The 25,653-nt window shown below is 53.6% G+C and carries 21 protein-coding genes and 1 tRNA gene; 11 read left to right on the top strand and 11 right to left on the bottom strand.

The window, feature by feature from the left end; genetic code table 11:
• Positions 1–2: 2 nt before the first annotated feature.
• Positions 3–1,007, bottom strand: a complete 1,005-nt coding sequence (gene rsmI / locus IT971_RS20890; protein ID WP_369813948.1) for a 16S rRNA (cytidine(1402)-2'-O)-methyltransferase — start codon at positions 1,005–1,007, stop codon at positions 3–5.
• Between rsmI and IT971_RS20885 the strand changes: the two genes are divergently transcribed.
• Entirely contained in the window at positions 929–2,374 is a 1,446-nt protein-coding gene (locus tag IT971_RS20885; RefSeq protein WP_063092319.1) for a penicillin-binding protein activator, read from the top strand. The two genes, rsmI and IT971_RS20885, sit on opposite strands and share 79 nt — an antisense overlap.
• 47 nt (positions 2,375–2,421) lie before the next feature.
• Here the strand turns inward: IT971_RS20885 and nth are convergent, their stop codons facing one another.
• On the bottom strand, positions 2,422–3,063 hold the full coding sequence (gene nth, locus IT971_RS20880) for an endonuclease III (RefSeq protein WP_007088585.1): 642 nt from the start codon (positions 3,061–3,063) through the stop codon (positions 2,422–2,424).
• Between the two features lie 237 nt (positions 3,064–3,300).
• Between nth and IT971_RS20875 the strand changes: the two genes are divergently transcribed.
• From IT971_RS20875 to dapB, 4 genes are all read left to right on the top strand, one after another.
• Positions 3,301–3,777, top strand: coding sequence for a DUF2244 domain-containing protein (locus IT971_RS20875; protein ID WP_223304918.1), 477 nt, complete (start codon positions 3,301–3,303; stop codon positions 3,775–3,777).
• 373 nt (positions 3,778–4,150) lie between these two features.
• Positions 4,151–6,064, top strand: a complete 1,914-nt coding sequence (gene dnaK, locus IT971_RS20870) for a molecular chaperone DnaK (protein WP_037988934.1) — start codon at positions 4,151–4,153, stop codon at positions 6,062–6,064.
• A gap of 104 nt (positions 6,065–6,168) precedes the next feature.
• Positions 6,169–7,314 carry a molecular chaperone DnaJ gene (dnaJ, locus tag IT971_RS20865; protein ID WP_007088588.1) on the top strand — a complete coding sequence of 382 codons (1,146 nt, stop codon included), beginning with the start codon at positions 6,169–6,171 and terminating at the stop codon, positions 7,312–7,314.
• Positions 7,315–7,445: 131 nt separating this feature from the next.
• Positions 7,446–8,246, top strand: a complete 801-nt coding sequence (gene dapB / locus IT971_RS20860) for a 4-hydroxy-tetrahydrodipicolinate reductase (protein ID WP_063092320.1) — start codon at positions 7,446–7,448, stop codon at positions 8,244–8,246.
• An 88-nt stretch (positions 8,247–8,334) separates the two neighbouring features.
• Here the strand turns inward: dapB and polA are convergent, their stop codons facing one another.
• Positions 8,335–11,160, bottom strand: a complete 2,826-nt coding sequence (gene polA, locus IT971_RS20855; protein ID WP_063092321.1) for a DNA polymerase I — start codon at positions 11,158–11,160, stop codon at positions 8,335–8,337.
• A gap of 314 nt (positions 11,161–11,474) precedes the next feature.
• On the opposite strand from polA, the gene IT971_RS20850 reads away from it, so the two are divergent.
• Entirely contained in the window at positions 11,475–12,257 is a 783-nt protein-coding gene (locus IT971_RS20850) for a hypothetical protein (RefSeq protein WP_223304916.1), read from the top strand.
• Positions 12,258–12,274: 17 nt separating this feature from the next.
• On the opposite strand, the gene IT971_RS20845 is transcribed toward IT971_RS20850, so the two are convergent.
• The 5 genes from IT971_RS20845 to IT971_RS20825 all read right to left on the bottom strand — a co-directional run bounded on the left by IT971_RS20845 (position 12,275) and on the right by IT971_RS20825 (position 16,935).
• Positions 12,275–13,570, bottom strand: coding sequence for a folylpolyglutamate synthase/dihydrofolate synthase family protein (locus IT971_RS20845; protein ID WP_063092323.1), 1,296 nt, complete (start codon positions 13,568–13,570; stop codon positions 12,275–12,277).
• Complete coding sequence (gene accD, locus IT971_RS20840; RefSeq protein WP_007088593.1) at positions 13,551–14,486, bottom strand: acetyl-CoA carboxylase, carboxyltransferase subunit beta; 936 nt, start codon at positions 14,484–14,486, stop codon at positions 13,551–13,553. The genes IT971_RS20845 and accD overlap by 20 nt, the downstream gene beginning before the upstream one ends.
• Before the next feature lie 57 nt (positions 14,487–14,543).
• Positions 14,544–15,392 carry a tryptophan synthase subunit alpha gene (gene trpA, locus IT971_RS20835; protein WP_063092324.1) on the bottom strand — a complete coding sequence of 283 codons (849 nt, stop codon included), beginning with the start codon at positions 15,390–15,392 and terminating at the stop codon, positions 14,544–14,546.
• Complete coding sequence (gene trpB, locus IT971_RS20830; protein WP_007088595.1) at positions 15,389–16,612, bottom strand: tryptophan synthase subunit beta; 1,224 nt, start codon at positions 16,610–16,612, stop codon at positions 15,389–15,391. The genes trpA and trpB overlap by 4 nt, the downstream gene beginning before the upstream one ends.
• A 143-nt stretch (positions 16,613–16,755) precedes the next feature.
• On the bottom strand, positions 16,756–16,935 hold the full coding sequence (locus tag IT971_RS20825; RefSeq protein ID WP_007088596.1) for a zinc-finger domain-containing protein: 180 nt from the start codon (positions 16,933–16,935) through the stop codon (positions 16,756–16,758).
• A 185-nt stretch (positions 16,936–17,120) separates the two neighbouring features.
• On the opposite strand from IT971_RS20825, the gene IT971_RS20820 reads away from it, so the two are divergent.
• The 5 genes from IT971_RS20820 to IT971_RS20800 all read left to right on the top strand — a co-directional run bounded on the left by IT971_RS20820 (position 17,121) and on the right by IT971_RS20800 (position 22,039).
• Complete coding sequence (locus IT971_RS20820) at positions 17,121–18,083, top strand: ABC transporter ATP-binding protein (protein ID WP_110252384.1); 963 nt, start codon at positions 17,121–17,123, stop codon at positions 18,081–18,083.
• Between the two features lie 81 nt (positions 18,084–18,164).
• Positions 18,165–19,172: an alpha/beta hydrolase gene (locus tag IT971_RS20815; RefSeq protein WP_223304914.1), complete on the top strand. Its 1,008-nt coding sequence runs from the start codon at positions 18,165–18,167 to the stop codon at positions 19,170–19,172.
• Positions 19,173–19,331: 159 nt separating this feature from the next.
• Entirely contained in the window at positions 19,332–21,068 is a 1,737-nt protein-coding gene (locus IT971_RS20810; RefSeq protein WP_063092325.1) for an adenylate/guanylate cyclase domain-containing protein, read from the top strand.
• A gap of 141 nt (positions 21,069–21,209) precedes the next feature.
• A tRNA-Arg gene (locus IT971_RS20805) sits at positions 21,210–21,286 on the top strand.
• A gap of 102 nt (positions 21,287–21,388) precedes the next feature.
• The gene (locus tag IT971_RS20800) at positions 21,389–22,039 is read left to right on the top strand and encodes a 5'-methylthioadenosine/S-adenosylhomocysteine nucleosidase (protein ID WP_063092326.1); all 651 of its coding nucleotides are present in this window, start codon (positions 21,389–21,391) and stop codon (positions 22,037–22,039) included.
• Between the two features lie 27 nt (positions 22,040–22,066).
• Here IT971_RS20800 and IT971_RS20795 read toward each other — a convergent pair whose 3' ends face one another.
• The 3 genes from IT971_RS20795 to IT971_RS20785 all read right to left on the bottom strand — a co-directional run bounded on the left by IT971_RS20795 (position 22,067) and on the right by IT971_RS20785 (position 25,598).
• A complete protein-coding gene (locus tag IT971_RS20795; RefSeq protein ID WP_063092327.1) occupies positions 22,067–23,734 on the bottom strand; it encodes a thiamine pyrophosphate-binding protein in 1,668 nt (555 codons plus the stop codon).
• A 171-nt stretch (positions 23,735–23,905) separates the two neighbouring features.
• Positions 23,906–24,427: a polysaccharide biosynthesis/export family protein gene (locus IT971_RS20790; protein WP_063092328.1), complete on the bottom strand. Its 522-nt coding sequence runs from the start codon at positions 24,425–24,427 to the stop codon at positions 23,906–23,908.
• A gap of 4 nt (positions 24,428–24,431) precedes the next feature.
• Positions 24,432–25,598: an outer membrane beta-barrel protein gene (locus IT971_RS20785; protein WP_063092329.1), complete on the bottom strand. Its 1,167-nt coding sequence runs from the start codon at positions 25,596–25,598 to the stop codon at positions 24,432–24,434.
• Positions 25,599–25,653: the final 55 nt, after the last annotated feature.

Raw genomic sequence — 25,653 nt, 5'->3', positions numbered from 1 at the left:
GGCTATCCCCCGGATGGTTTGGAAAGTTCAAGCGCCCGATTATAAAGATCACGCTTTTTAAGGCCGGTTTCCTTGGCCAACTGATCGGCTGCTTCTTTGGTACGCAGGGTTTTCAGAAGTCCGGTCAGGCGCGCATCAATGTCATCGGCGTCGGGTTCGGCGTCCTGTTCATTCTGCGGCCCGACAACAACAATGATTTCGCCCTTGGGCGTGCCTTCGGTGGCGTAATGAGCCGCCAGATTGCCAAGTGTTCCGGTTCGAACTTCCTCAAACATTTTTGTCAGTTCGCGGGTGACGGCTGCTTCGCGCGCTTCGCCCAGCATTTCAGCCATATCGGCAAGACTGCTTGCCAGTCGTTTGGGACTCTCAAGAAAGATCAGGCTTCCGGGAATGCTTGAAAATCGTGCCAGTTCCTTTTTGCGTGCCGATGTCTTGGGGGGTAGGAAGCCAGCATAAAAGAAGTGGTCACTGGGAAGTCCCGATAAAATAAGAGCCACAATCGGTGACGAGGCGCCGGGGGCAGCAGTGACATTGAAGCCTTCTGCCTTGCAATCACGGACTAGCTTGTAGCCGGGATCGTTGATCAGGGGCGTTCCGGCATCCGAAATTAGCGCAAGCCCCTGTCCCTTGCCAAGGCGTTCCATGATTTCGGGGCGCATTTTGGCGGCGTTATGTTCGTGATAGGCGATCCGTTTGGTTTTTACGCCATATCGCGACAACAACTTGCCCGATGTTCTGGTGTCCTCACACAGGATAATATCGGCACGTTTGAGGATATCGAGCGCACGAAACGTAATATCGCCCAAATTACCGATTGGAGTAGCGACAAGATAAAGACCTGATGAAAGTGGCAAGTGTCGTTCATCTGGTTTACTTGATCCGTCGCGCGCATTACCCTGCGTGCGAAACGAGCTATCGGGAGGTGAGAGTGGGTTTTCCGAAACGTCATCCGTTGCAGAATCAGGACGGGAATTCGGCATGGTGCCGGGTCGCGCGCCGGACGGCATCTGTGGTGGTCCTTTCGCTGGGGCTTGCGGCATGTAACGCGACCACGAGTATCACGGACCTGTTGGGCATGCAACGGGATGGGGCGCCTGTGGAAACGGCAAATAACCCTGCAAACGATCCGACCAGAGCCCCCGATCAGGGGCTTATTACGGATGCCAACCCTTGGCCGGGCGATGCCGCCCTGCCGGAGGGAGAGGGTCAGGAGATTCTGACGCTTTATAACGATGAAGCGGCATTAAATGAAAAGCGCGTTGCACTTCTGCTGCCGCTTTCCGGGCCAAACGAGGAGCTTGGCCGGGCGATGCGCCATGCGGCCGAACTTGCAATGTTTGATGTTGCCGGTGACGATTTCGTCCTGATGCCGATTGACACGGCAGGAACTTATCAGGGTGGGCAGGCCGCAGCCCATCAGGCGATCAATGCCGGGGCAAAGATGATTCTTGGCCCGCTTTTTGCCGAATCGGTTAGCGGTGCCAGTGAAATCGCCAAGGCCGCCGGTGTTCCGGTAATCGCATTTTCGAACAATCAGCGGGTTGCCGAAAGCGGTGTCTGGGTTAACGGCTTTGTCCCCGAAGACCAGATTGCGCGTGCTGCTGGCTATGCAACAACACAGGGTAAATACCGATTTGCAGCCCTGCTGCCGCAAAACGACTATGGGCGCCAGATCGCAGGCGCATTGCAGGGTGTTGTTTCACGTGTCGGTGGCAGCCTTGGCCGGGTCGCGTTCTATGCACCGGGGTCGGAAAATCTGGAACAGACAATTCGTGATTTTGCCAATTATGATGCCAGACGGGCAAACTTGCGGGCACGTAAACGCGAATTGCAGGCCGATGGTTCGGCAGCATCCCAACGTGCTTTGAAGCGTTTGGAAGGTGTCGATACACTTGGTGAACTTGATTTTGACGCGTTGATCCTGCCGGCAACCGGTGGCGAGCTTCGTCAGGTTTCTGCACTGTTGGCCTATTTTGATGTCGATGGTGCGCAGGTTCAGTTTATCGGGACATTCGGCTGGAATGATCCGGGCCTGTTTTCCGAGCCGGCACTTAAGGGCGGCATTTTTGCTGCACCGGATCCCGAAAACTGGAAACTGTTCTCGGATCGCTTCCAGCGGACCTTTGGTGAACAACCCCCGCGTATTTCAAGCCTTGCCTATGACAGTGCGGCCCTTGCCGCTGTGCTGTCGCGCGATTCCGGTCAGATGACCAACGAAGCTGTTACGAACCCGAACGGGTTTGTCGGGGTGGACGGTATTTTCCGTCTGACGGCTCAGGGACGTTCTGAACGTGGCTATGCAGTTATGCAAATCCAGCCTGATGGCGTAAAGGTTGTCGCACCGGCACCTGCTGCATTCGATCAGGTTTTCTGATCTGTTCGGATTTGGAGACTGCTGTAACGCTCTCAAACACCCGCCGATTATGCTTCGGCGGGTGTTTTGTCTTTGTAATTGCACAGGTCATTGACGATGCAGTCACCACAGCGTGGTTTGCGTGCCTTGCAAATATAACGACCATGCAGGATCAGCCAGTGATGGGCATGGTTCATGAAGCGTGACGGGACCTTTTTCAAAAGACCCTTTTCAACAGCGAGCACGTTTTTGCCGTTTGCCATCCCCGTCCGGTTACCGAGCCGGAAAATATGGGTATCAACAGCCATCGTGTGTTCGCCCCACGCAATGTTGCGGACAACATTGGCTGTTTTGCGACCAACGCCGGGCAATTCTTCAAGCGCATCCTGATCGTTGGGGACGATCCCGCCATGTTTTTCAACAAGAATGCGTGCAGCAGCCATGACATTCTTGGCTTTGCCGCGATAGAGCCCAATGGTTTTGATGTGTTCGATCAGGGCTTCTTCGCCAAGGTCAAGCATGTCCTGCGGGGTTTCGACGATCTGGAACAGCTTTTTGGTGGCCTTGTTGACACCAACATCGGTTGCCTGCGCTGATAGTGCAACAGCGACCAGAAGCGTATAGGGATTGGTGTAATCCAGCTCCCCCTTTGGTTCCGGATCGGCATCCGAAAGACGCTGAAAAAATTCTTCTATGGCGGTTTTGCTCATCGGGCGGGACATGGATTTTCGTCTCTGTGTTGATGCCGTATTTTTGCGGTCATTTCCGGGACAAGGGATGGTTGACTTTCCGCATTCCTGATCTGATCTCCTGCTATCAGCATATATAAACGGCTGCTTTGCAAAGGTCGAATTTTGATTGCGACGAATCTGGAAGCGTTCCAGAATTGAAACATTGGAAATGCCGCAAACCGGTTGATAGCCATGCCAGCCGTACCAAGAACAGAAATGCCGATATTTCGGGTTAATCTGCATCCGCCGCGTTCGCTTGGCAGGCGGGCGGCGCGCAATATCGTTATTGCGATGGCGTGTGTCACATCGACTATCGGTCTTATTTTCTGGTTGGTCGGGGCGTGGCCGGTGATCGGTTTTCTTGGTGTTGACGTGATACTATTGTCGCTTGCCTTTTATTTCAGTTTCCGTGCAGCACGGGCGGAGGAGCGGATTGAATTGCGTCACGGCAATTTGCGGGTCACCAGAATTTCGGCGCGCGGGACGCGACAGGAATTTGATTTTCAACCCTATTGGCTTCAGGTGGTGCTTGAACGGGGTGATGATGACCGATGCGAACTTTATTTGCGATCACATGGAAAGCGTTTCGAGATTGGGGGATTTTTGGGTGCGGAAGAAAAAACCGATCTTGCCGGGAAGCTTGATCGCCTGCTGCGTCAGGCTCGATGCAGTTCCGATCCCCGGGCAGTGTGATTAGTTAAAGTCGAGGTTTGAAGCGGGTTCTCGAGATTCTTTGAGAGGTTTTGCTGTGTCGGCAACCCCGATATGCTTCCAGCGAATTTCATTAACCTTGTCCGCGCAAACAGCTGGAAAAGATGTAATTCCGTTCGGGGAAACGGTGTTGGAACCGGTTCAGGACACCGAAATACACGTTTCAGAGTAAAATTCACCCGAGATTCCCCGTTTTCACCGCTTGCGAGTTTTTGATGACTTTCATATATAGGTGCGCGGGGTAATTACCCCACGAATTTTGAGACTATTACAACCATTGGTCCCAGGAGGTCCTGCGCAGCGCTTAGATCGTGAAGGCTGCGGGACGGACCGGCCGCTAAAAGAGGAACTTACTATGGGCAAGATTATCGGTATCGACCTTGGCACCACCAACTCCTGCGTCGCAGTCATGGACGGCAAAGAAGGCCGCGTGATCGAGAACAGCGAAGGTGCCCGTACCACTCCGTCGATGGTCGCATTCACCAATGACGGTGAGCGCCTTGTCGGTCAGCCTGCTAAACGCCAGGCAGTGACCAACCCGGAAAACACCCTGTTTGCGATTAAACGTCTGATCGGTCGTCGTTATGGTGACCCGGAAGTCGAAAAAGACAAAGACCTTGTCCCGTACAAAATTGTCGCGGGTGACAATGGTGATGCATGGGTTGAAGTCAATGGCGAGAAAATGGCACCGAGCCAGATCGCAGCCATGGTGCTTCAGAAAATGAAGGAAACCGCAGAAGCCCATCTGGGTGAACCGGTAACCGAAGCCGTAATTACCGTTCCGGCATATTTCAACGACAGCCAGCGTCAGGCAACCAAGGACGCCGGTAAAATTGCCGGTCTCGAAGTAAAGCGTATCATCAACGAGCCGACTGCAGCAGCACTGGCTTATGGTCTGGACAAGAAAGATGGTGGCACCGTGGTCGTTTATGACCTTGGTGGCGGTACCTTTGACGTCTCGGTTCTGGAAATCGGCGACGGTGTCTTTGAAGTTAAGTCAACCAACGGCGATACTTTCCTTGGTGGTGAAGACTTTGACAAACAGATTATTGACTATCTTGCTGATGAGTTCAAAAAAGAACAGCAGATCGACCTGCGCAAAGATCGTCTGGCCCTGCAGCGTCTGAAAGAAGCCGCAGAGAAAGCCAAGATCGAGCTTTCCTCGTCGATGCAGACCGACGTCAACCTGCCGTTCATCACGGCTGATGCATCTGGTCCGAAACACCTCAACATCAAGCTGTCGCGTGCGAAGCTTGAAGGGCTGGTGGGTGATCTGATCGAACGCACCATGACCCCTTGTAAGGCCGCGCTTAAAGATGCTGGCATTACTGCAGGCGAAATCGACGATGTTATTCTGGTTGGCGGCATGACCCGTATGCCGAAGGTTCAGGAACGCGTTAAAGAGTTCTTCGGTCGTGAGCCGCACAAAGGTGTAAACCCGGACGAAGTTGTTGCACTTGGTGCGGCAATTCAGGGTGGCGTTCTGCAGGGCGACGTCAAAGACGTTCTTCTGCTTGACGTGACCCCGCTGTCGCTGGGTATTGAAACCCTTGGCGGCGTGTTCACCCGTCTGATCGACCGTAACACCACGATCCCGACCCGTAAGTCGCAGACCTTCTCGACCGCTGAAGACAACCAGACGGCCGTGACCATCCGCGTCTTCCAGGGCGAACGTGAAATGGCTGCCGACAACAAGATGCTTGGCCAGTTTGATCTGGTCGGTATCCCGCCGGCACCGCGTGGGGTTCCGCAGATCGAAGTGACCTTTGACATTGATGCCAACGGTATCGTCAACGTGTCTGCCAAAGACAAGGCGACCAACAAGGAACAGCAGATCCGTATTCAGGCATCTGGTGGTCTTGGCGATGACGAGATCGAAAAAATGGTCAAGGATGCCGAAGCCAATGCGGAATCCGACAAAAAGCGCAAAGCGCTTGTCGAAGCCCGTAACCAGGCGGAAGCCGTCATTCATTCGACTGAGAAAAACCTTGCCGAACACGGTGACAAGGTTGATGCCGGTGCGAAATCGATGATCGAAGACGCTCTTTCTGCGCTTAAAGAAGCCAAGGATGGCGAAGATCCGGAAGCAATCACCACGAAGGTCAACGAACTTCAGCAGGCTGCAATGAAACTTGGCGAAGCCATGTATCAGGCACAGCAGGCCGAAGAAGGTGGCGAAGGTGAATCTGCTGGCGCATCCGCACAGGCCGATGACGGTGTTGTTGATGCCGACTTCGAAGAAGTCGATGACAGCAAAAAAGACAAGTAAGGCGACCGCAGAGGTCGTCTTGAACGACGCCCTGTAAATAAAAATCGGGCCGTTCCGGACGCAGAGAATTGCGGGAACGGCCCGACCGTGTTTCGGAGTTACAGATGGCGAAAGAAGATTATTACGAGCTGTTGGGTGTTGGCAAAGACGCCGATGCTGCCGCGCTCAAAAGCGCCTATCGTAAACAGGCGATGAAGTATCATCCGGATAAAAATCCGGGCGATACCGAAGCCGAAGTAAAATTCAAGCAAGTTAACGAAGCCTACGAAGTCCTGAAAGATCAGGAAAAGCGTGCTGCCTATGACCGTTTTGGTCACGCTGCGTTTGAGCAAGGTGGGCCGGGCGGTGCCGGTGGTTTCGGTGGCGGCTTTGGCGGTGGTTTCGGCGGCGGCGGGTTTGCCGACGTTTTCGACGAGATTTTCGGTGCCATGGGCGGTGGTCGTCGTGGTGGTGGATCGTCGCGCGGGGCCGACCTTCGCTACAATATGGCGATTTCGCTTGAAGAAGCGTTTGAAGGCAAAAAGGCCGAGATCACCATTCCGGGGTCGGTTGCCTGTGAAGAATGCCATGGCAGCGGTGCGGAGGCCGGTTCGCAGCCGGTAACCTGTCCGACCTGTAATGGTCACGGCAAGGTCCGCGCGCAGCAGGGTTTCTTTACGATCGAGCGTACCTGCCCGAGCTGTCATGGCAAAGGCAAGATCATCAAGAATCCTTGCAAATCCTGTCATGGTGTTGGTCGCGTTGAACAGGAAAAGACCCTGTCGGTGACGATTCCGGCCGGGGTTGAGGATGGTACGCGTATTCGTCTGGCGGGCGAAGGTGAAGCTGGTGCCAATGGTGCACCGGCAGGTGATCTGTATATCTTCCTGGATATCCAGAACCATCGCTTCTTCCAGCGCGATGGGGCGAACCTGTACTGCCGGATTCCGATCCCGATGAGCAAGGCAGCCCTTGGCGGCACCATCGAGGTGCCAACAATCGAGGGGACGCGCACCCGGATCAATATCCCGGAAGGTACGCAATCGGGACAGCAGCTTCGTCTGCGCGGCAAGGGCATGACCATCCTGCGGTCGCAGGCGCGTGGTGACATGTTCGTTGAAATCAGCGTCGAAACCCCGGTCAGACTGACCGAGCGGCAGAAAGAACTTTTAAAAGAGTTTGACGAGATTTCACGCGAAGAGGGCAGTAACCCGGAAAGCGAAGGTTTCTTTTCCAAGATGAAGGAAATCTGGAAAGACCTGACCGACTAGGTTCAAACACAGCATTTCAGTCTGAAATTCAAACCCCCGGCGGACGTGTCGGGGGTTTTGTTTTGTGCGGTCAGAGGCCTGTGCTAAAGCAAAGGCATGATTTGCACGCTTTGTTGCTAGGAGAGGCGGAAATGAAGATCGGAATTGTCGGATGTGCCGGCCGAATGGGGCGCATGCTGGTCAATGAAACGGCCAAAACCAAAGGCTGCGAGGTTGGTGGTGGTACCGATCTGCCAGACAGCCCGTTTGTCGGCAAGGACGTTACCCTGATTGCCGGTCTGGAAGAAAGCGGTGTTCTGGTAGGTGACGATCCCAAGGCCTTGTTTGAAGCTGTTGATGCGGTAATTGACTTCACCGCACCGGCGGCAACCATGAACCATGCCAAGCTGGCAGCCGAAACCGGTAAAATCCTTGTGATTGGCACGACCGGGCTTTCGAATGATCAGAAAGCAGAGCTTAAGGTCGCGGCCAAAACAGCAACCATCATTTTCGCACCGAACATGAGTGTCGGCGTGAACCTTGCCTTTGCGCTGGTCGAGAAGGTTGCGGCGATCCTTGACAAGGATACGGCTGATATTGAAATCGTTGAAATGCACCACAAGCACAAGGTTGATGCACCTTCCGGCACGGCACTTGGCCTTGGCGAAGCGGCGGCAAAGGGCCGTGGGGTCGATCTGGATGCGGTTTCGGTACGCTCACGCGACGGGCATACCGGCGCACGCGAAAACGGCACCATCGGCTTTGCAACGTTGCGTGGTGGCGATGTTGTGGGCGACCATACCGTTGTTTTTGCCTGCGAGGGTGAGCGGATCGAAATTACTCATAAAGCATCATCACGCGAAGTTTTCGCCAAGGGGGCGGTACGTGCCGCGAAATGGGCCGAGGGCAAGAAGCCCGGTCTTTATTCAATGCGTGACGTTCTGGGCCTATAAACCATCGCCAATCGAGGCATTTTACGCAAAGACCCCGGCAGTACTGCCGGGGCTTTGGTCATGATGAAGGATTTGGATATTGATCTGATCAGTGTGCATCCGCCCAGCTATCCCCGATACCGGCATCTGCGATAAGCGGTACGGACAGGTGTGCGGCATTTTCCATAACCTCGCGGATCACCTTAACGGCCTTTTCGGTTTCATCTTCGGGGGCCTCGAAAATCAATTCATCATGAACCTGAAGCAGCATGCGGGTTTTAAGCCCCGCATCAAGAAGGGCACCGGGAACGGCAATCATGGCGCGTTTGATGATGTCAGCGGCACCGCCCTGAATAGGGGCGTTGATGGCCGCACGTTCGCCGAAGCTTCGCCGCATCCCGTTTTTATCATTAATGCCGTTGATATGAATATGACGGCCAAACAGAGTTCTGACAAAGCCATGCTTTTTGGCGAAGTCTTTTGCCTGTTCCATATAATCGCGAATGCCGGGATAAATTTCGAAATAGGCTTCGATAAAGGCTTTGGCTTCTTTTTGCGGGATACCAAGCTGGTTGGCGAGGCCAAAGGCCGAAATCCCGTAAATGATGCCGAAATTAATGGCCTTGGCTTTGCGGCGGACCATCGGATCCATGCCTTCAATCGGAACGCCAAACACCTTGGATGCTGTTGCGGCGTGGATATCTTCGCCATTTTTAAAGGCATCCCGCAGGGCGTCGATTTCGGCGACATGCGCCAGAAGGCGCAACTCGATCTGCGAATAGTCGGCAGAAATCAGTTTGCAACCGGGTTCCGAGATAAAGGCCGTACGGATTTTACGGCCTTCCTCGCTTCGGATCGGGATGTTTTGCAGGTTGGGATCGTTTGACGAAAGGCGACCGGTATTCACATTGGTCTGGCCATAGCTTGTGTGAACGCGGCCGGTTTCAGGATTAATGTGATTGGCAAGAGCATCGGTATAGGTGCTTTTGAGCTTTGAAAGCTGCCGCCATTCAAGGATTTTGGTCGGCAGGTCATGTCCCTGAGCCGCCAATGCTTCAAGAACATCCGCGCCAGTCTGCCATGCACCGGTTTTGGTTTTTTTCCCGCCCGGCAGGCTCATCTTTTCAAACAGAATTTCGCCAAGCTGTTTTGGGCTGCCGAGATTGAACGGTTCACCGGCCATTTCATGGATGGTTTCTTCAAGGGCAGCCATCCGCTTGGCAAAATCATTCGACAGGGTTTTGAGTTTGTCGGCATCAATACGGATGCCAAGGCTTTCCATTTTGGCCAGAACCGGGACAAGCGGCCGATCCAGCGTTTCATAGACGCTGGCCATGTGTTCCTGCGCAATCCGTGGCTTCAGAAGTCGGTGCAGGCGCAGCGTGATATCGGCGTCTTCGGCGGCGTAATCAAGCGCCTTGTCGAGCGGCACCTGATCAAAGGTGATCTGGGTTTTGCCCGATCCGCAAACATCGGAAAACTTGATCGGTTTGTAATTCAGATGCAGTTCGGCCAGTTCATCCATACCATGGCCGTGGCTCGTGCCGTCCAGAACATAGGACAGCACCATGGTGTCGTCTATCGGTGCGACATTGATACCGTGGCGGGACAATACGATCATATCGTATTTCAGGTTCTGGCCGACCTTGAGAACACCCGGGTCTTCCAGAAGGGGTTTGAGCAAGGCAATCGCGCGATTCAGCGGGATTTGCTTTGGCACCTCGACTTTTGCCGGTGCTTCGGCGGGGGCATCAAAATCAAACCCACCCTGTGCTTCGCCACTTTCACCATGACCCTGTCCGTGCCCAACAGGGATATAGCAGCCATTGCCCGGTTCGGTCGAAAGCGAAATGCCAACCAGTTTGGCCTGATGGGCATTCAGTGATGTGGTTTCTGTATCGACAGCAACCGTACCGGCATATTCAGCCATTGAAATCCAGTGCTTTAGGCGATCTTCATCCTGCACCAGTTCATATTCCGCCTTTTTGACACTGATATCATTGACACCGGTTCCCGGTTCGACAATGCCATCTGCGTCAACAGAGCCGCCGAACTTTGCCTTTATTTTTGATATCAGAGATTTAAAGCCATGTGTTGAAACAAAGCTTAAAAGAGCATCCGGATCAGGTTCGCGCAGTTCAAAACCATCCAGCTTTTCGACAACCGGAACATCGGTTTTGAGGGTCACAAGATCGCGTGAAATGCGCGCCAGTTCGGCATTCTCGATCAGTTTTTCGCGGCGCTTGGGTTGCTTGATTTCGCCTGCACGTTCCAGCAGGCCATCCAAATCGCCATATTCGTCAATCAGTTGGGCCGCGGTTTTAATGCCAATGCCGGGTACGCCGGGAACGTTATCAACGGAATCGCCAGCAAGCGCCTGGATATCAATAACCTTGTCGGGTGTAACGCCGAATTTTTCCAAGACTTCCGGTGCGCCAATAGTACGATTCTTCATCGCATCAAACATTTGCACCCGGTCCGTCACAAGCTGCATCAAGTCCTTGTCAGAAGATACTATAATAACATCAGAACCTTCGGCCTCAGCCTGCCGGGCATAGGTCGCGATCAGGTCGTCGGCTTCGTAGCCTTCAAGCTCGATCGAAGGCAGGTTGAAGGCACGCGTCGCATCACGGATAAGCCCGAACTGTGGAACCAGTTCTTCCGGCGGCGGCGGACGGTGCGCCTTGTATTCGGGATAGAAATCGTTTCTGAACGACTTCCCCTTGGTGTCGAAGATCACCGCCATATGATCGGGCTTGGTATCTTCGCGCAATTTCATCAGCATGGTGCAGAAACCATACACCGCATTCACCGGCGTACCGTCGGGGCTTGTCATTTGTGGTAAGGCGTGAAAGGCCCGGAAGATAAAACCGGAACCGTCAACCAGAACGACGCGGCGCGGGGCTTTGCCGGTGGATGGCGCAGAATCTGTCATGCGTCTAATGCTCATTCATTCATGTGATTTGATGGTCCGCAGAATGCCCGATCCGGTCGGCTAAGTCGAGTGGGGCATCGTCGAAAGCGGGAATATGTCACCTGTTATCGGCTTTACTCCTGACAGGAGCTTGTCAGTTGATGACAGGCATTTTGATATCATATCGAAATCAAAATGAAATTTTTGATCATGATCTGATTCTTGCCATTTGCGGCAGTATGTCGCTTTGGGCTTATCAGGATGCAAAGGGATTGATATGGTCGATGGCGGTGCAACTTCGCTCTGGGAAACGGGAGAACCGGTCATTGCCGGCGATGGAAGATAAACCGGTTTTCAAGCCGCAAGGCATCGGCATTGAAACCGCAGAACCGACGCGCCAGCTTCATGACGACATGAAGCTGGCAAATCGGCACAAAAAAATCAGGAAAGCTGAACGGGTTGCGCGATCCAACGGATCGGGATGGCGCAGATTCTTTAGCGTGTCCTCGTGGCTACGCTTTCTGATTACGTTTGGGATTTTCGGGTTTTTCCTGCACGGTCTGTTCGTGGTTTTTGGCGTTTATGATCGCAATCAGCGCCTTCCTGCGGCCGACCATTTTGTGCTGCTGATCAAGCTCGTCGTGTTCATCGCGCTGATGTATCTGTTTTATGCGATGTTGATGCATTACGGGCCGATCCGTCACAAGGTGCGCGGGATATTCTTTCTTGCGTTGGCACCCGTAGCGGCGGTTTGCATTTTCATGATTTACGGCGGCGGACAGCTATTCGGAAGCTTCCTGCCAGTTTTGCAGTTCCTGACCCTGACCATCGGGGTTGGTGGATTTCTGCTTTATGTGCTGGGTTATACATGGGTCGCTGGTCGTAATGTTCGGCGTGAAGCCGAACGTTATGATCGGATCGGACAAGTCAGAAATCAGGTTTCGCAAGAGACTGCTTTGGATGGGTTGCCGCCCGGTGTAACCGGCGACCGGCGCAAGGTGCACAAAGCTGGCAGTCTTCGCCTGCGTAAAGATGATGACGGGTCATCAAGTGGTAGTGGTATGGGCGGCGGAAATTCATCCGCGGTACACAGCAAAGTGCGTTTGCCGGAAATCTGATTGCCGGATGTGTTAGTTTAGGTGTGATTTTCCAAAACAACACCCGCCAGATAGAGCGAACCTAAAATCAAGACCCTTTTGGGTTGATTGATGCTGTTTTTCAGAACTGCCAGCGCATCATTCAACGTGTCACAGGCATAAGCATTGGCAATTCCGGCCTTAACGGCAGCATCACGCAATGTTTCCGCACGGTGGACTTCATGATCACCCGGGATCGGAATCCCGGCAAATGATGCGATATGCGGGGCCAGCGGTCTTAGAAATGCGATGGGATCCCTGTTGTCGAGCATTCCCATAATCACAACCGTGTCACCTTGTGATTGACGTGACAGCCAGTCTGCAATGACTTCTGCGGCGGCGATGTTGTGGCCACCATCCAGAACCAGGTCGCATTTGTCAGGCATGGCATCGCACAGCGGGCCTTTGGTCAGCCTCTGAAGGCGGGCGGGCCAACTGGCTTGGGTAATGCCGCGGGAAATCGTTGCCATATTCGGGCCTGCGATATTCGGGATATCGGCGTAGCGTGCGGCGGTAATGGCGGTTGCGGCATTGATGAATTGATGGCGACCGGGCAACGCGGGCAAGGGCAGATCAAATTCTTCTTCGGCGATACGAAGTGTGAAGCCGTTCTCGCGTTCGGCGGTGATGCCGAAATTCGTGATCAGAGGGCTGCCGATATCACCGGCATGGCGGGCAAGCGTATCAAATGCCTCAAGGCTTTGTGGGGCCAGAACACATGGGACGCCTGGCTTCATGATTCCGGCTTTTTCAAAGGCGATTTTGTCAATCGTATCGCCAAGGAACCCCTGATGATCAAGCGAGATCGGCGTAATGACGGTCAAAGCCGGTTTATCAATCACGTTGGAGGCATCAACCCGACCGCCAAGACCGGTTTCAAGCAGAACAACGTCTGCCGGAATTCGGGAATAGGCCAGAAAAGCTGCTGTCTGGGTGATTTCAAAGAAGGTTATCTGTTCACCGCCATTGACCGCTTCGACTTCTTCAAGAAGGTCACACAGCATGTCTTCGCTGATCAGTTCACCGGCCAGACGTATGCGTTCGTGAAAGCGAACAAGGTGCGGGGAGGTCGAAGTGTGAACACGAAGGCCTGCGGCCTCATAGATGGCACGCAGGTAAGCCAGCGTTGATCCCTTGCCATTGGTTCCGGCCAGATGAATGACTGGCGGCAGATTGAGGTGCGGATTACCCAGCTTGTTGAGCAAGCGGGTAATCCGACCCAATGAAAGGTCGATCACTTTTGGATGAAGCTGGCCCAGACGCGCAAGAATGGCGTCACTTCTTGGCGTTGTCACCTTCGGTCTCGGCCTTTTTCGCGGGTTTCTTTTTTGCATCCTTGATCGGAACGATCGCGGCACCCGGCTTGGTGCGGCGGATCATATCGATCAGGCGACCGATGGTTTCATTCAACTCACCGCGCGGCACGACCATATCGACCATCCCGTGATCCAGAAGATATTCTGCTGTCTGGAAATCATCGGGAAGCTTTTCACGAATGGTGTTTTCGATCACGCGACGACCGGCAAAACCGATCTGTGCGCCTGGCTCGGCAATCTGGATGTCACCCAGCATGGCGAAGGATGCAGAAACACCACCGGTGGTCGGATCGGTCAGAAGGACGAAATAGGGCAGGCCCTTTTCCTTGACCTTTTCGATCGCCGCCGTGGTGCGCGCCATCTGCATCAGGCTGAGAATGCCTTCCTGCATGCGTGCACCGCCCGATGCCGGAACGATGATGAGGGCCGCATCCTGAACGGTTGCCAGTTCGGCAGCCGCAACAATGCCTTCGCCAACGGCAGTACCCATCGATCCGCCCATGAAGGAAAAATCGAATACCGCAATGACGGTTGCATGGCCACCGACTTCCCCGTGGGCAACAGCCAGTGCATCCTTATAGGTTGCTTTGGCCTGTGCTGCTTTCAGTCGGTCGGTGTACTTTTTCTGATCGCGGAATTTCAGCGGATCGACCGGAACGTTCGGCAGTTCGATGGTCTGGTATTTACCATCATCGAACAGGAGTTCCAGACGTTCCTTGGCGGAAATGCGCATGTGATGGCCGCAATGCTGGCAAACATGTTTGTTCTTTGCCAGGTCACGGTGGAAGATCATCTGTTCGCAAGACGGGCACTTATGCCAGAGATTTTCGGGCACTTCGGTGCGGCGAACAAGTTTCTGAATCTTGGGACGGACGAATTCTGTCAGCCACGACATATCGGATACTGATCCTTGGTTTTGCCTATATCGGTCATTTCACGGCAACGCGCAGCGTTATTTACGCGCGTTGCGTACCCCGTCTGCAAGTTCGCGAACAAGGCCTGTGACCATAGAGGCGGTCTTATCGGTGGCCTTGCCGTTTTCGTCAAGACTTTCGGCAATTTTTGATACGATTGCTGACCCGACCACAGCAGCATCGGCCTGCCGGGCAACCTCTGCGGCCTGGGTCGCGTTCTTGATGCCAAAGCCAACTGCAATCGGAAGATCCGTGTGGCGACGCAGACGCGCCATCGCTTCAACAATCTGGTCATTGGTTGCTGAACCGGCACCGGTAACACCGGCAACTGAAACATAATAAACAAAGCCCGACGTATTCTGAACGAGTTTCGACAGGCGCTTGTCATCAGAGGTCGGTGTCGTCAGACGAATGAACGACAACCCTTTTTCCACGGTCGGGACGCAAAGCTCGGCGTCTTCTTCGGGCGGCAGATCAACAACGATCAGGCCATCAACACCGGCATTGCGGGCATCTTCAAGAAACTCTGCCACGCCATAAATATAAATCGGGTTGTAATACCCCATCAGAATAATTGGCGTTTCATGATCCTGATCGCGGAAACCGCGGACCAATGACAGGGTCTTGCGCATATGCATCCCCGCTGCCAGGGCACGTATCGAGGCTTCCTGAATGGCGGGACCATCCGCCATAGGATCGGTAAATGGCATACCGAGTTCGATGACGTCCGCACCTGCCGCAGGCAGAGCTTTAAGGATTTCAAACGATGCTTCCGGGTCGGGGTCACCTGCGGTGATGAACGTGACCAGACCGGCACGACCTTCTTCCTTGAGCTTCGCGTAACGTTTGGCGATGCGGTCCTGGCCGCCGATGATTGCGTCGCTCACAGTTCTACTCCCAGTGCTTCGGCCACGGTAAAGATATCCTTGTCGCCCCTGCCGCTCAGACACATGAGAATGATCTTGTCTTTACCCATTTTTGGGGCTTCTTTCATGATCTGTGCGATGGCGTGGCTGCATTCCAGCGCGGGAATAATGCCTTCGAGTTCCGAACACAGTTTAAAAGCTTCCAGCGCTTCTTTGTCGGTGATCGGCTCGTAACGCGCACGACCAATATCTTTAAGCCAGCTATGTTCCGGCCCAATACCGGGATAATCAAGACCGGCCGAAATCGAGTCGGCCTCTTTGATCTGTCCGTCGTCATCCATCAGCAGATAGGTGCGGTTCCCGTGCAAAACGCCCGGTTTTCCAGCGCTCAGGCTGGCGGCGTGTTTACCGGTGTGCACGCCATGACCGGCAGCTTCGACACCAACCACCTCGATATCCTTGTCATCAAGGAACGGGTGGAACAAACCGATCGCGTTTGATCCACCACCAACGGCCGCGATTACCTGATCGGGCAGGCGACCTTCCTGCTCAAGAATCTGTTCTTTGGCTTCGTTACCGATCACGCATTGGAAATCGCGAACCAGTTCCGGATAGGGGTGCGGACCCGCTGCCGTCCCAATGATGTAGAAGGTATCTTCGACATTGGTGACCCAGTCACGAAGGGCCTCGTTCATCGCATCCTTGAGCGAGCAGGAACCGGATTTGACTGGTTTGACTTCGGCACCCAGCAGGCGCATGCGGAAAACGTTCGGCGACTGACGTTCGATATCCTTCGAGCCCATATAAACCGTGCAGGGCAGACCAAAGCGCGCGCAAACCGTCGCTGTTGCAACGCCGTGCTGACCCGCGCCGGTCTCGGCGATGATGCGGGTTTTGCCCATGCGTTTGGCCAGAAGGATCTGACCGATGCAGTTATTGATCTTGTGCGCGCCGGTATGGTTCAGGTCCTCGCGCTTGAAATAAATCTTGGCACCGCCAAGATGTTCGGTCAGGCGTTCGGCGAAATAAAGCGGATTTGCGCGACCGACATAGTGCTTCAGGTAATAGTCGAGTTCTTTCTGAAACGCCGGATCTTTCCTGGCATCCTTGTAGGCCTGCTCAAGCTCGAGAATCAGCGGCATCAGGGTCTCGGCGACAAAGCGGCCCCCGAAATTGCCGAAATGTCCGTCCGGATCCGGAAGGGCACGATAGCTGTTAAGAGCGGTTGGTGCAGACGTCATAGGATTTCCCCGTGGATGTGCCGCGAACAATGCCGCGACGGCAAAGACATGCGACAGTCATTAAGTCAGCGAAAAGCTGCCGGGATCAACGATATTGGCAGCTTTGGCGCTGGTTCCTTTTACCTGTGGTCAGGCAAAATAGATTAATGGGCTGCGTGCTCGGCCTGGGATTTGTCGAAAATATATTTCTTTGAGCAGTATGGGCAGACCACCTCGCCCTTTTCCTCAAGATTGAGGTAAACGGTGGGATGGCCAAGGTGACCTTTGCCGCCGTCACAGGCAACATTAAGGCTGCCGACTTTGATTTCTTCGGTGATCTTCATATATCCAGCTTCCCAGTTAGCACAGGCATCGGTGTTGCCATCGGTTGATCATCGGCCTGAAACAGGTCCAAGAGCCATTGACCCCGCTTTCATGGGGATGATACCGATTGCGCATATTCAATCAACACTTCCGCATGGTCTTAGCGCAAACAAGCCACGCGGAAAAGAGCGGAGATCACGCATTCATGACTGCAATGCCCGACTACGCCATCGAAGTCGAAGGGCTGACCAAGCTCTATAAGGGTGCGAACGGCGAAAAACTGGCACTGGACAATGTGTCGTTGAAAATTCCACGCGGTTCTTTCTTTGCCCTTCTTGGTCCGAATGGTGCCGGAAAGTCCACTTTTATCAATATACTGGCTGGTCTTGTCACCAAGACAAGCGGTACGGCAAAAATCTGGGGCTACGATATCGAAACCGAAATGCGTGCTGCGCGTTGCTCAATCGGGATCGTGCCGCAGGAACTTAATCTGGACGCATTTTTCACGCCGCGTCAGGCGATGGAATTGCAGGCAGGCCTGTATGGTGTCCCCAAAGCGGAACGTCGTACGGACGAGATTCTTGCCGCCCTTGGACTGTCTGACAAGGCCGATTCCTATTCTCGCTCACTTTCGGGCGGGATGCGTCGGCGTCTTCTTGTCGGCAAGGCGATGGTTCATATGCCGCCGGTTCTGGTGTTGGATGAACCAACGGCCGGGGTTGATATTGAACTGCGTCAGCAGCTTTGGGCCTATGTGAAGGAACTGAACAAGGTGGGCGTTACGATTGTTCTGACCACGCATTACCTTGAAGAAGCCGAAGAGCTTTGTGACGAGATTGCGATCATCAACAAGGGCAATGTGATTGCCCATGAAGACAAGCGCAGTCTTCTGCGTCGTATCGATCATAAAACCCTGATTCTGACAGTTAAAAATGCACTCAATGCCGTGCCCGAGGAACTGACCCCGTGGGGTGCTGAGCTTAAGGCCGCAAACCAGATCGCGCTGAATTACCGGCCCAGCAACACCCAGATGGCTGAAATTCTCAATGCCATTCAGGGCTGCGGTCTTGCGATTACCGACCTGTCGACCGAGGAGGGCGATCTTGAAGATATCTTCCTGATGCTGACTCGCGATAACGACAAGGCCCGTGCGGGCAAGGCGGCCTGATTTTCGGGGCGTCTCACCATCCTTCAAAACCCTGCAAGTTGCTTGCAGGGTTTTGTTTTTTGGCCTTAATTTGATCTGTAAATGCAAAGCAACATGATTGTGGGGGCGGCAATTCATCACATTGAGAAGGCATTGTCGTGGTTTGTCGGGCTTGGGTTCGCATTTTGGCTGGCGGGCTGCGCGCCGACGGTAATTCCCGCTGGCGATCCGATCGCCAGCGTTAGAATGACCGAAAATGCGTTTATGGCGTCTGATGGGGCATCTTTGCCGTTGCAGTATTGGGGGCCGGTTGATGATCCGGATGCGGTAATCCTTGGTCTGCATGGGTTTGGCGATTATGCGAACGCGTTTGACGAAGCCGGAACGGAGTTAGCTTCTGAAAATATTGCGCTTTTTGCCTATGATCAGCGCGGATTTGGCCGCACGGCGACACGGCCATTCTGGCCGGGAACGCAAAGCCTGATCAATGATGCATCTGATATGCTCGTCATTCTTCGCATGCGATATCCGGGGCGACCGATCTATTTGATGGGGGACTCGATGGGGGGTGCAGTTGCAATTGTGACAGCTGCGTCGCGCCCCCAATGGATGGACGGGGTTATTCTGGTCGCACCGGCAGTCTGGAACCGCGACATGATGCCATGGTATCAGACAGCACCATTATCGATGATTTCCAATAGTTTGCCGTGGTTGCCCCTGTCGGGGCAGGGGCTTGATATATGGCCGTCTGACAATATCGAAATGCTTCGTCGTCTATCTCGTGATCCGTACATGATGAAATCGGTGCGGGTCGACATGGTTGCAGGACTGGCAGATTTAATGGATTTGGCGCAGCAGCGGGCTGGCGATATCGATATTCCGACACTTTTGATGTCAGGTCAGCAGGATCAGGTTATTCCACCGGGGGCGGTTGCCGCGATTGCAGATAACATGCGGGCGTCAAATAGCGATCAAAGCACGATTTGTCTTTATCGCGACGGCTATCACATGCTGTTGCGGGACCTGAATGGGCCAACGGTGATCGGCGATATCGGACGTTGGATAAAGGGTGGCGGTACCGCGCGGGATTTTTCGTGCCGGGTCAACTGATTGCATTTTGACCGGGGATCACCGATCAGGTAGCATTTTTAATCAGTTGCATATGGTTGCCATGCTTGTTACGCGGTGCGACCATCACGATATGGCACCTATCGCCTTTGCGTATTTGGTGGTGCTTTCAGCCATGTTTTTCGGAGGATCAGGACCGGCATGCTAAGGACCGTTCGGGCGAAGTTCCTGGGTGTAGCGGCCTTTTTTGTCGTTTGGCTTGTGGTGGCTACCGGGTTCTCCGTCATTCAGTCGTTGGGGATCAATGGCGATCTTGAAGCGGTGTCGCGCTATGTCACGCCGGTGAAAGATGCGCTTTCCGATGTGCGTTCCCGTCAGCTTGAGCAGATTTCGCTGATCGACCGTTATATGCGTGTGGTCGAGAATGAAGGACCGGATGCATCGCTTTTGAGTGGCATCGAAATCGAAATTGATGCCAAGCAGACCCAGATCGAACAGGCTTTTCGCAAGGCGTTCACATCGGCAGCCCTTGGCCGAGCACAGGCATCAGGTCATTTTGATCAGGGCGTCTTGCTTGATCTTGATGTGCGGATGCGTGAATTTGCCGATATTGCCGCCCAGTTCAATCTGGGGGTTGAACGGCTGCTTGGCAGGGTACGCGATGGCGATCTTGACGATGCGCAACGTCAGGAAAATCTGGTGCGTGGCATTCATCGCAATATCGTGCTTGATCTGCGCAGCGAGATTTTGCTGCTGGAAAAATATTCCAGCGAAACAGTCGAAAATGTCTCAGCCCGCGAAGATTTCCTGATCCAGGCCGAATTCATCATGATGCTGGCCGCGGTGGTGATTGGCATTTCCTTGGCCTACTATCTGGCGCAGGCAGTGGTCAAAGCGGTTCGTGATACGACCAATGCGTTAAACAGCGTGCAGTCGGGCAAGCTCGATACCAGCCTTGATTTCAAGGGCAAGGGCGATTTTGCCCGTTTGGCGGATGCCTTTAACCGAATGACGCGTGAATTACGTGTCCGGTTCCGGATGCGCGAACGGTTTGGCAAATATATTGATCCAAAGATTATCAATAACCTGCTGTCGCAGGAAACCGCGCTTGAGACCTCGCAGAAGCGTGTAATGACGGTTAGCGTCGTCAACCTGACCAATTTTGACTGGATGGCGGAGCATATCCCGCCCGAGAAACTCGTCGATTTTCTGAATGACTATCTGACGGCCATGACCGAACCGATTGCCAACCACAGCGGCATTATCGATAACTTTGTCGGGGATCGGGTGATTGGATTCTGGGGGCCGCCCTTCTGCGGGGAAAAAAGCCATGCCGGGCATGCCTGTCTGGCAGCGTTGGAGCAGGTGGCACGCTTTAACGCGCTGAAGACCAAATATGCCGACCTGATTGGCGATCACGGACTTGATATTCGGGTTGGTATTGCAACCGGCGAGGTTGTTGTCGGCTCCATCGGGACGGATAAATCACGGTCTTATACGGTGGTCGGCGACTGTGTGAACTATGCCAACCGTCTTGAAAAGGCCAACCGGATTTATGGTACGCAAATTCTGGCGTCGCATGAAACCGCCAGCATGGCAGCTGGCGAAATCGAGATGCGTGATCTCGACCATGTCGTGCTGCTGGGGACCGAGCATGTGGTCTATCTCTATGAAGTGCTGGCGCAGTCCGGACAGCTGAGCGATGAACGTCGCGAGTGGCGCAAAACCTATGAGATGGCGATTGCGCTTTATCGCGAGGGCCAGTTTGATAAGGCGCAACCGCTGTTTGAGGAAGTTCAGGAGGGTATCGGCAGCGATTTTGCCGCCCAGCTCATGCTTAACCGTATGGAACGTCTGCAGCGCCGTGAACAGGACCGGGAATGGAACGGGACCTGGATCGTACGGGATCCCTATGAGCGACGTGATGTCGAAAGCTGATCGCTGTGATATGCAGCAACCAGAATTTAACTAAACTGTCGACAGGATGCTGATTGGCAGGGGCCGTCAAAAATCCTTGCCCGCGACGGACAAAACCTGTATCACCCAACCGCTCGGGCCGTGATGCCCGATGCCTATTGCGCACCCGTAGCTCAGCTGGATAGAGCGTTGCCCTCCGAAGGCAAAGGCCACAGGTTCGAATCCTGTCGGGTGCGCCAATTTCCCAAGAATATTTTCAAATCCGCCCAATTAAGGGCTGGCAAAGCGTTTTCTGACCACTAATCTGCATCTTGATCAATCGCAGATGAGATGGATGAGACATGCACGGATATCTTCATGATTTTGCCGGAGCCAATGTGCTGTTTGCCATGGCGGCAAATCAGGAATATGGCCCTCATCTTGAAAAACTGTTCAAACCACTGATGATCGGCATCGGTCCGGTTGAGGCGGCACTTAATCTGAGCGCAGCCTTGACGGAGCTGAAATTGGTGAGCGATTTGCCCGATCTGGTGGTAACCCTTGGATCGGCAGGTTCGCGCACGCTTAAGCAGGCGGCGGTTTATCAGGCGTCATCTGTGTCTTACCGCGATATGGATTGCTCAGCACTTGGTTTTGAGAAGGGGATTACGCCCTATCTGAATCTTCCGGCAGTTATGGAATTGCCTTATCGCATTCCAGGTGTCGCGGAAGCACGTTTGTCTACGGGCGCAAACGTTGTATCGGGTGTCGCTTATGACGCGATTGATGCCGATATGGTCGATATGGAAACTTATGCCATCTTGCGGGTCTGTCAGAAGTTTGACGTACCTTTGATCGGCCTGCGCGGAATTTCTGATGGCAAGGAAGAGCTTAAAAAGCTTTCGGACTGGACGGCCTATTTGCATGTCATTGACGAGAAGCTTGCAGAAGCAGTTACCAAATTGCGCAAGGCTCTTGAAAAGGGCGAGATCACCCTGCCAACTGGTAAGTGACCTCGCCATATTTCATAGCTTCACAGATCAGCTGCCCGCGCGAATTTGATCCAGTGTCTTGATCGGGGTTAAGGCCTGCGGATCAACCTGCACCTCAATAATCGACGGTTTTCCTGAATTCATGGCACGTTCAAAAGCCGGTCCGAAATGTTCGGTCTTGGTAACGGTTTCGCCATGTCCGCCAAAAGCGACAGCGTAGGCTGCAAAATCCGGGTTGTGCAGCTGGGTGCCGGAAACGCGACCGGGATAATTGCGTTCCTGATGCATGCGGATGGTACCGAACATGCCGTTATTGACCACGATCACGATGATGTTGACACCGTACTGAACCGCCGTTGCGAATTCCTGGCCGTGCATCAAAAAGCATCCGTCACCGGCAAGACAGATCGATGGGCGATCCGGATGGGTCAGCTTGGCGGCCACAGATGCCGGAAGGCCATAGCCCATCGAACCCGAAGTCGGTGCGAGTTCGGTGCGATATTTGCCATACCGGAAGAAGCGGTGCAGGAAGGCGGCATAGTTGCCAGCCCCGTTGGTCACAATTGCGTCTTCGGGTAGCATTTCGCGAAGTTGCGCAACGACATGTGCCATTTTCACGTCACCCGGCGTATCAAGCGGGGTCGAGAATTTCAGATATGAAGTGTGGGCCGTTTCAATCTGCTCTTCACGGCCGCTTCCGTCCACTGGTTCCATCATAGCAATCGCACGGATAAAGGACCGTTGGGACGCATTGATTGCGATATCAGGGCGATAAACACGGCCCAGTTCATCGGGGCCTGCGTAAACATGAATCAGTTTCTGTTTCGGGCAGGGAATTTCAAGCAGGCTGTAACCGCTACTGGTCATTTCCCCCATGCGCGACCCGACAAGGATCACAAGGTCGCTTTCGCGAATGAATTGCGCCAGTTCCGGATTGATCCCGATACCGACATCGCCAATGAAATGGCTGTGCGTGTTCGGGATGTAATCCTGACAGCGGAAACTGGTGGCGATCGCAACATTGTTTCGTTTTGCAAACGACTTAAGGTTTTCGGTGGTTTCTGCGGTCCATCCACCACCGCCAACGATCATGATCGGCTGTTTCGCATCTGCTAGCGCACCGCGGAACCGGGCGACATCTTCGGGCGCAGTTTTGGCTTCGATCGGGACATAGGGTTTTGCATCGGCAACATCGGCGGCAGATGATAGCATATCTTCCGGCAGTGCAAGGACGACTGGTCCGGGGCGACCGGATGTCGAGATATGATAGGCGTGGCTGATATATTCCGGGATGCGGTTGATGTCGTCGATCTGGGCAACCCACTTGCAAAGCGGTTCGAACATCTTGCGATAGTCGACTTCCTGAAAGGCTTCGCGATCAAGCATGTCACGCCCGATCTGACCGACCAGAAGGATCATCGGGGTGCTGTCCTGATGGGCGACATGCACGCCCGCCGACGCATTGGTTGCACCTGGACCGCGCGTGACCATGCAGATGCCGGGTTTTCCGGTCAGTTTGCCGTGCGCCTCGGCCATAATGGCGGCACCGCCTTCCTGGCGGCAGATGATTGGTTCTATATCGGGATGGTCGACCAGGCCATCGAGAACAGCCAGATAGCTCTCACCGGGAACAAGATAAACCCGTTCGCAGCCATGAAGGGCAAGTTGATCGACCAGTATGCGTCCGCCGTGACGCATTTCCGCAGTATTCGACATTCGGGGCTCCCTGAGATGCGCATTGTCTTGGTGGGGCGCTTTTGCGCGTGACCGGATTTCATCATGGTTAAACCGGCCCGTAAAGATGGGGTTCACCTTGAAACAGATTTTTTCGTCAATCTTTTGAAATCGTTCCAATTAGATTGATCGCTTATTCGCTTACAACGAGATTTAAAAATACCGTTCCGTGATGTGAATAATATCACCAGGCAATACAATGCTTTGCTCGTTGGCCTGAATCTCGACGCGATTATCGTCGCGGCCACGCATGATAATGATGTCATCCTGATCGGCGCGATAAGTGTAACCGCCACCAAGTGCGACGGCATTCAATACGTTCATTCCTGAAGCATACCCGTACTCACCGGGCTCATTGACTTCGCCAATAATATAGACGGGGCGGAAATGAAGAACATCAATGGATACAACGGGATGGCGTAGATAACCGTCTGCAAGGACGTTGGCGATGGTTTGCTGTGCGGCTTGTGGCGTGAGGTCGCGCAAGGTAACCGTTCCGATCAGGGGCAGAGTGACGGATCCGTCTGCACCGACCGAGAAATCACCTGAAAGAGATTCCTCGTCGAAAACCGTGATACGCAGCTTGTCTCCGCTATCAATCGTGTAGACGGTCTGGGCATGAACGCCACCTGAAACCGCGAACAAAAGGATTGCAGTCAGAATTATGTTTTTCATGACATCACATTTTCAACCGAAGCGTCAGCAAAGCGCGATTGCGGCGATAATCATGGCCGGTTTCGTTTGATTTACGCTGGTCATATCGCCAGGAACCATCCAGTTCCGTAAAACGGTTGAGTTCATAACGCACGCCCCCGCCAAAGCGCATTAATTTGTCAGTACGTCCAGCCCCCTCAAACCGATCCTGCTGATAGCCAGCGTTAAGGCGGATGCTTAGCCAGCGGCGCAGTTCATGTTCAATACCGGCATCGAAGCTTTCACCGATAATTCCGCTGGCACCGGTAACGGTGGTTTCCCCGATTTCGCGTTTGGCACGGAAATCCAACGCAGTCATGCGTGTAATATTCCATGTTGTTGCGGCACGAAGTGAAAATCCTTCGTTATTTTGCAAACGGGAATCCTCATAAATTTGCGACATCCATCCAGCCCCGAGATCGGCCTTAATTAAATCGGTAAGGTCAAATGTCATGCCGCCCAGCAATCGGTAACCGTTTGAATTGCGAAAAATTCCCTGATCGTCGGGGGTATTTTCATATTCTCGCTGGTTAAAGGTGGTCTCGCCATAAGCTTTGCGGCCTGGTCCCAGTTGATAAGAAGCCCGCATGATCAGCCGCAATTCAGTCCGATCCCGATCATCATTATTGGCAATGCCCCCATTGGTGAGCGCGGTATCGTCAAAATCAAGCTGTCGAAAGGCTATGGCGGCATGGTAGTGGACATCACCGGCAAAATAGCGAAGGGCAATTTCAGTATTTTTCTCGTCATAGGTGACGGGTTCGCTGGCACCGGTCGGAATATCATCACCGCCGCGATCTTCGTGACCTTTGGCGATACGGAAATCGCCATCAACAGCAAATGCCGGGCCGATATCCGATCCGGCGGAAACACCAAGTTCGCCATCCAGATAATCATCTTCGCCTGATTTGGCGTAAAACCCAGTATCACCAAGAGCTTCAAGCCGTAAGCGGGTCCGTTGCCAATTTGATTGCAAGGTTAAAGCAGGTACTACCCGGCTAATGGTGTCGGACTTTTGGTAGCTATCGGACAGAAAAATATTGTCGTTGAATTCCTCTGTCACCGATAGCGATGGCACCAAATCAAAAAGGCCAAGCTGAATTGTTGTATCTCGCCTGTTCTTTTGTGTCGGTTCAGACTTTGCAAAAGCCATAGGATTGAAACAGTTGGCCAGCAGAATGCTGCAACATAGTGAAGCAGTCTTAAAG

The organism is Thalassospira sp. B30-1, assembly GCF_015767575.1.
Taxonomy (GTDB): Bacteria; Pseudomonadota; Alphaproteobacteria; order Rhodospirillales; family Thalassospiraceae; genus Thalassospira; species Thalassospira xiamenensis.
The sequence above is the reverse complement of the archived record's forward strand: the minus strand, read 5'-3'. Positions and strand labels throughout refer to the sequence as shown.

What these genes read in the sequence shown, in the direction of transcription:
- rsmI (WP_369813948.1), bottom strand. Translation starts at nt 1,007, where the DNA reads ATGCCGTCCGGCGCGCGACCCGGCACCATGCCGAATTCCCGTCCTGAT.
- nth (WP_007088585.1), bottom strand. Translation starts at nt 3,063, where the DNA reads ATGAGCAAAACCGCCATAGAAGAATTTTTTCAGCGTCTTTCGGATGCC.
- IT971_RS20875 (WP_223304918.1), top strand. Translation starts at nt 3,301, where the DNA reads ATGCCGATATTTCGGGTTAATCTGCATCCGCCGCGTTCGCTTGGCAGG.
- dnaK (WP_037988934.1), top strand. Translation starts at nt 4,151, where the DNA reads ATGGGCAAGATTATCGGTATCGACCTTGGCACCACCAACTCCTGCGTC.
- dnaJ (WP_007088588.1), top strand. Translation starts at nt 6,169, where the DNA reads ATGGCGAAAGAAGATTATTACGAGCTGTTGGGTGTTGGCAAAGACGCC.
- dapB (WP_063092320.1), top strand. Translation starts at nt 7,446, where the DNA reads ATGAAGATCGGAATTGTCGGATGTGCCGGCCGAATGGGGCGCATGCTG.
- polA (WP_063092321.1), bottom strand. Translation starts at nt 11,160, where the DNA reads ATGACAGATTCTGCGCCATCCACCGGCAAAGCCCCGCGCCGCGTCGTT.
- IT971_RS20850 (WP_223304916.1), top strand. Translation starts at nt 11,475, where the DNA reads ATGGAAGATAAACCGGTTTTCAAGCCGCAAGGCATCGGCATTGAAACC.
- accD (WP_007088593.1), bottom strand. Translation starts at nt 14,486, where the DNA reads ATGTCGTGGCTGACAGAATTCGTCCGTCCCAAGATTCAGAAACTTGTT.
- trpB (WP_007088595.1), bottom strand. Translation starts at nt 16,612, where the DNA reads ATGACGTCTGCACCAACCGCTCTTAACAGCTATCGTGCCCTTCCGGAT.
- IT971_RS20825 (WP_007088596.1), bottom strand. Translation starts at nt 16,935, where the DNA reads ATGAAGATCACCGAAGAAATCAAAGTCGGCAGCCTTAATGTTGCCTGT.
- IT971_RS20820 (WP_110252384.1), top strand. Translation starts at nt 17,121, where the DNA reads ATGACTGCAATGCCCGACTACGCCATCGAAGTCGAAGGGCTGACCAAG.
- IT971_RS20815 (WP_223304914.1), top strand. Translation starts at nt 18,165, where the DNA reads ATGCAAAGCAACATGATTGTGGGGGCGGCAATTCATCACATTGAGAAG.
- IT971_RS20810 (WP_063092325.1), top strand. Translation starts at nt 19,332, where the DNA reads ATGCTAAGGACCGTTCGGGCGAAGTTCCTGGGTGTAGCGGCCTTTTTT.
- IT971_RS20800 (WP_063092326.1), top strand. Translation starts at nt 21,389, where the DNA reads ATGCACGGATATCTTCATGATTTTGCCGGAGCCAATGTGCTGTTTGCC.
- IT971_RS20795 (WP_063092327.1), bottom strand. Translation starts at nt 23,734, where the DNA reads ATGTCGAATACTGCGGAAATGCGTCACGGCGGACGCATACTGGTCGAT.
- IT971_RS20790 (WP_063092328.1), bottom strand. Translation starts at nt 24,427, where the DNA reads ATGAAAAACATAATTCTGACTGCAATCCTTTTGTTCGCGGTTTCAGGT.
- IT971_RS20785 (WP_063092329.1), bottom strand. Translation starts at nt 25,598, where the DNA reads ATGGCTTTTGCAAAGTCTGAACCGACACAAAAGAACAGGCGAGATACA.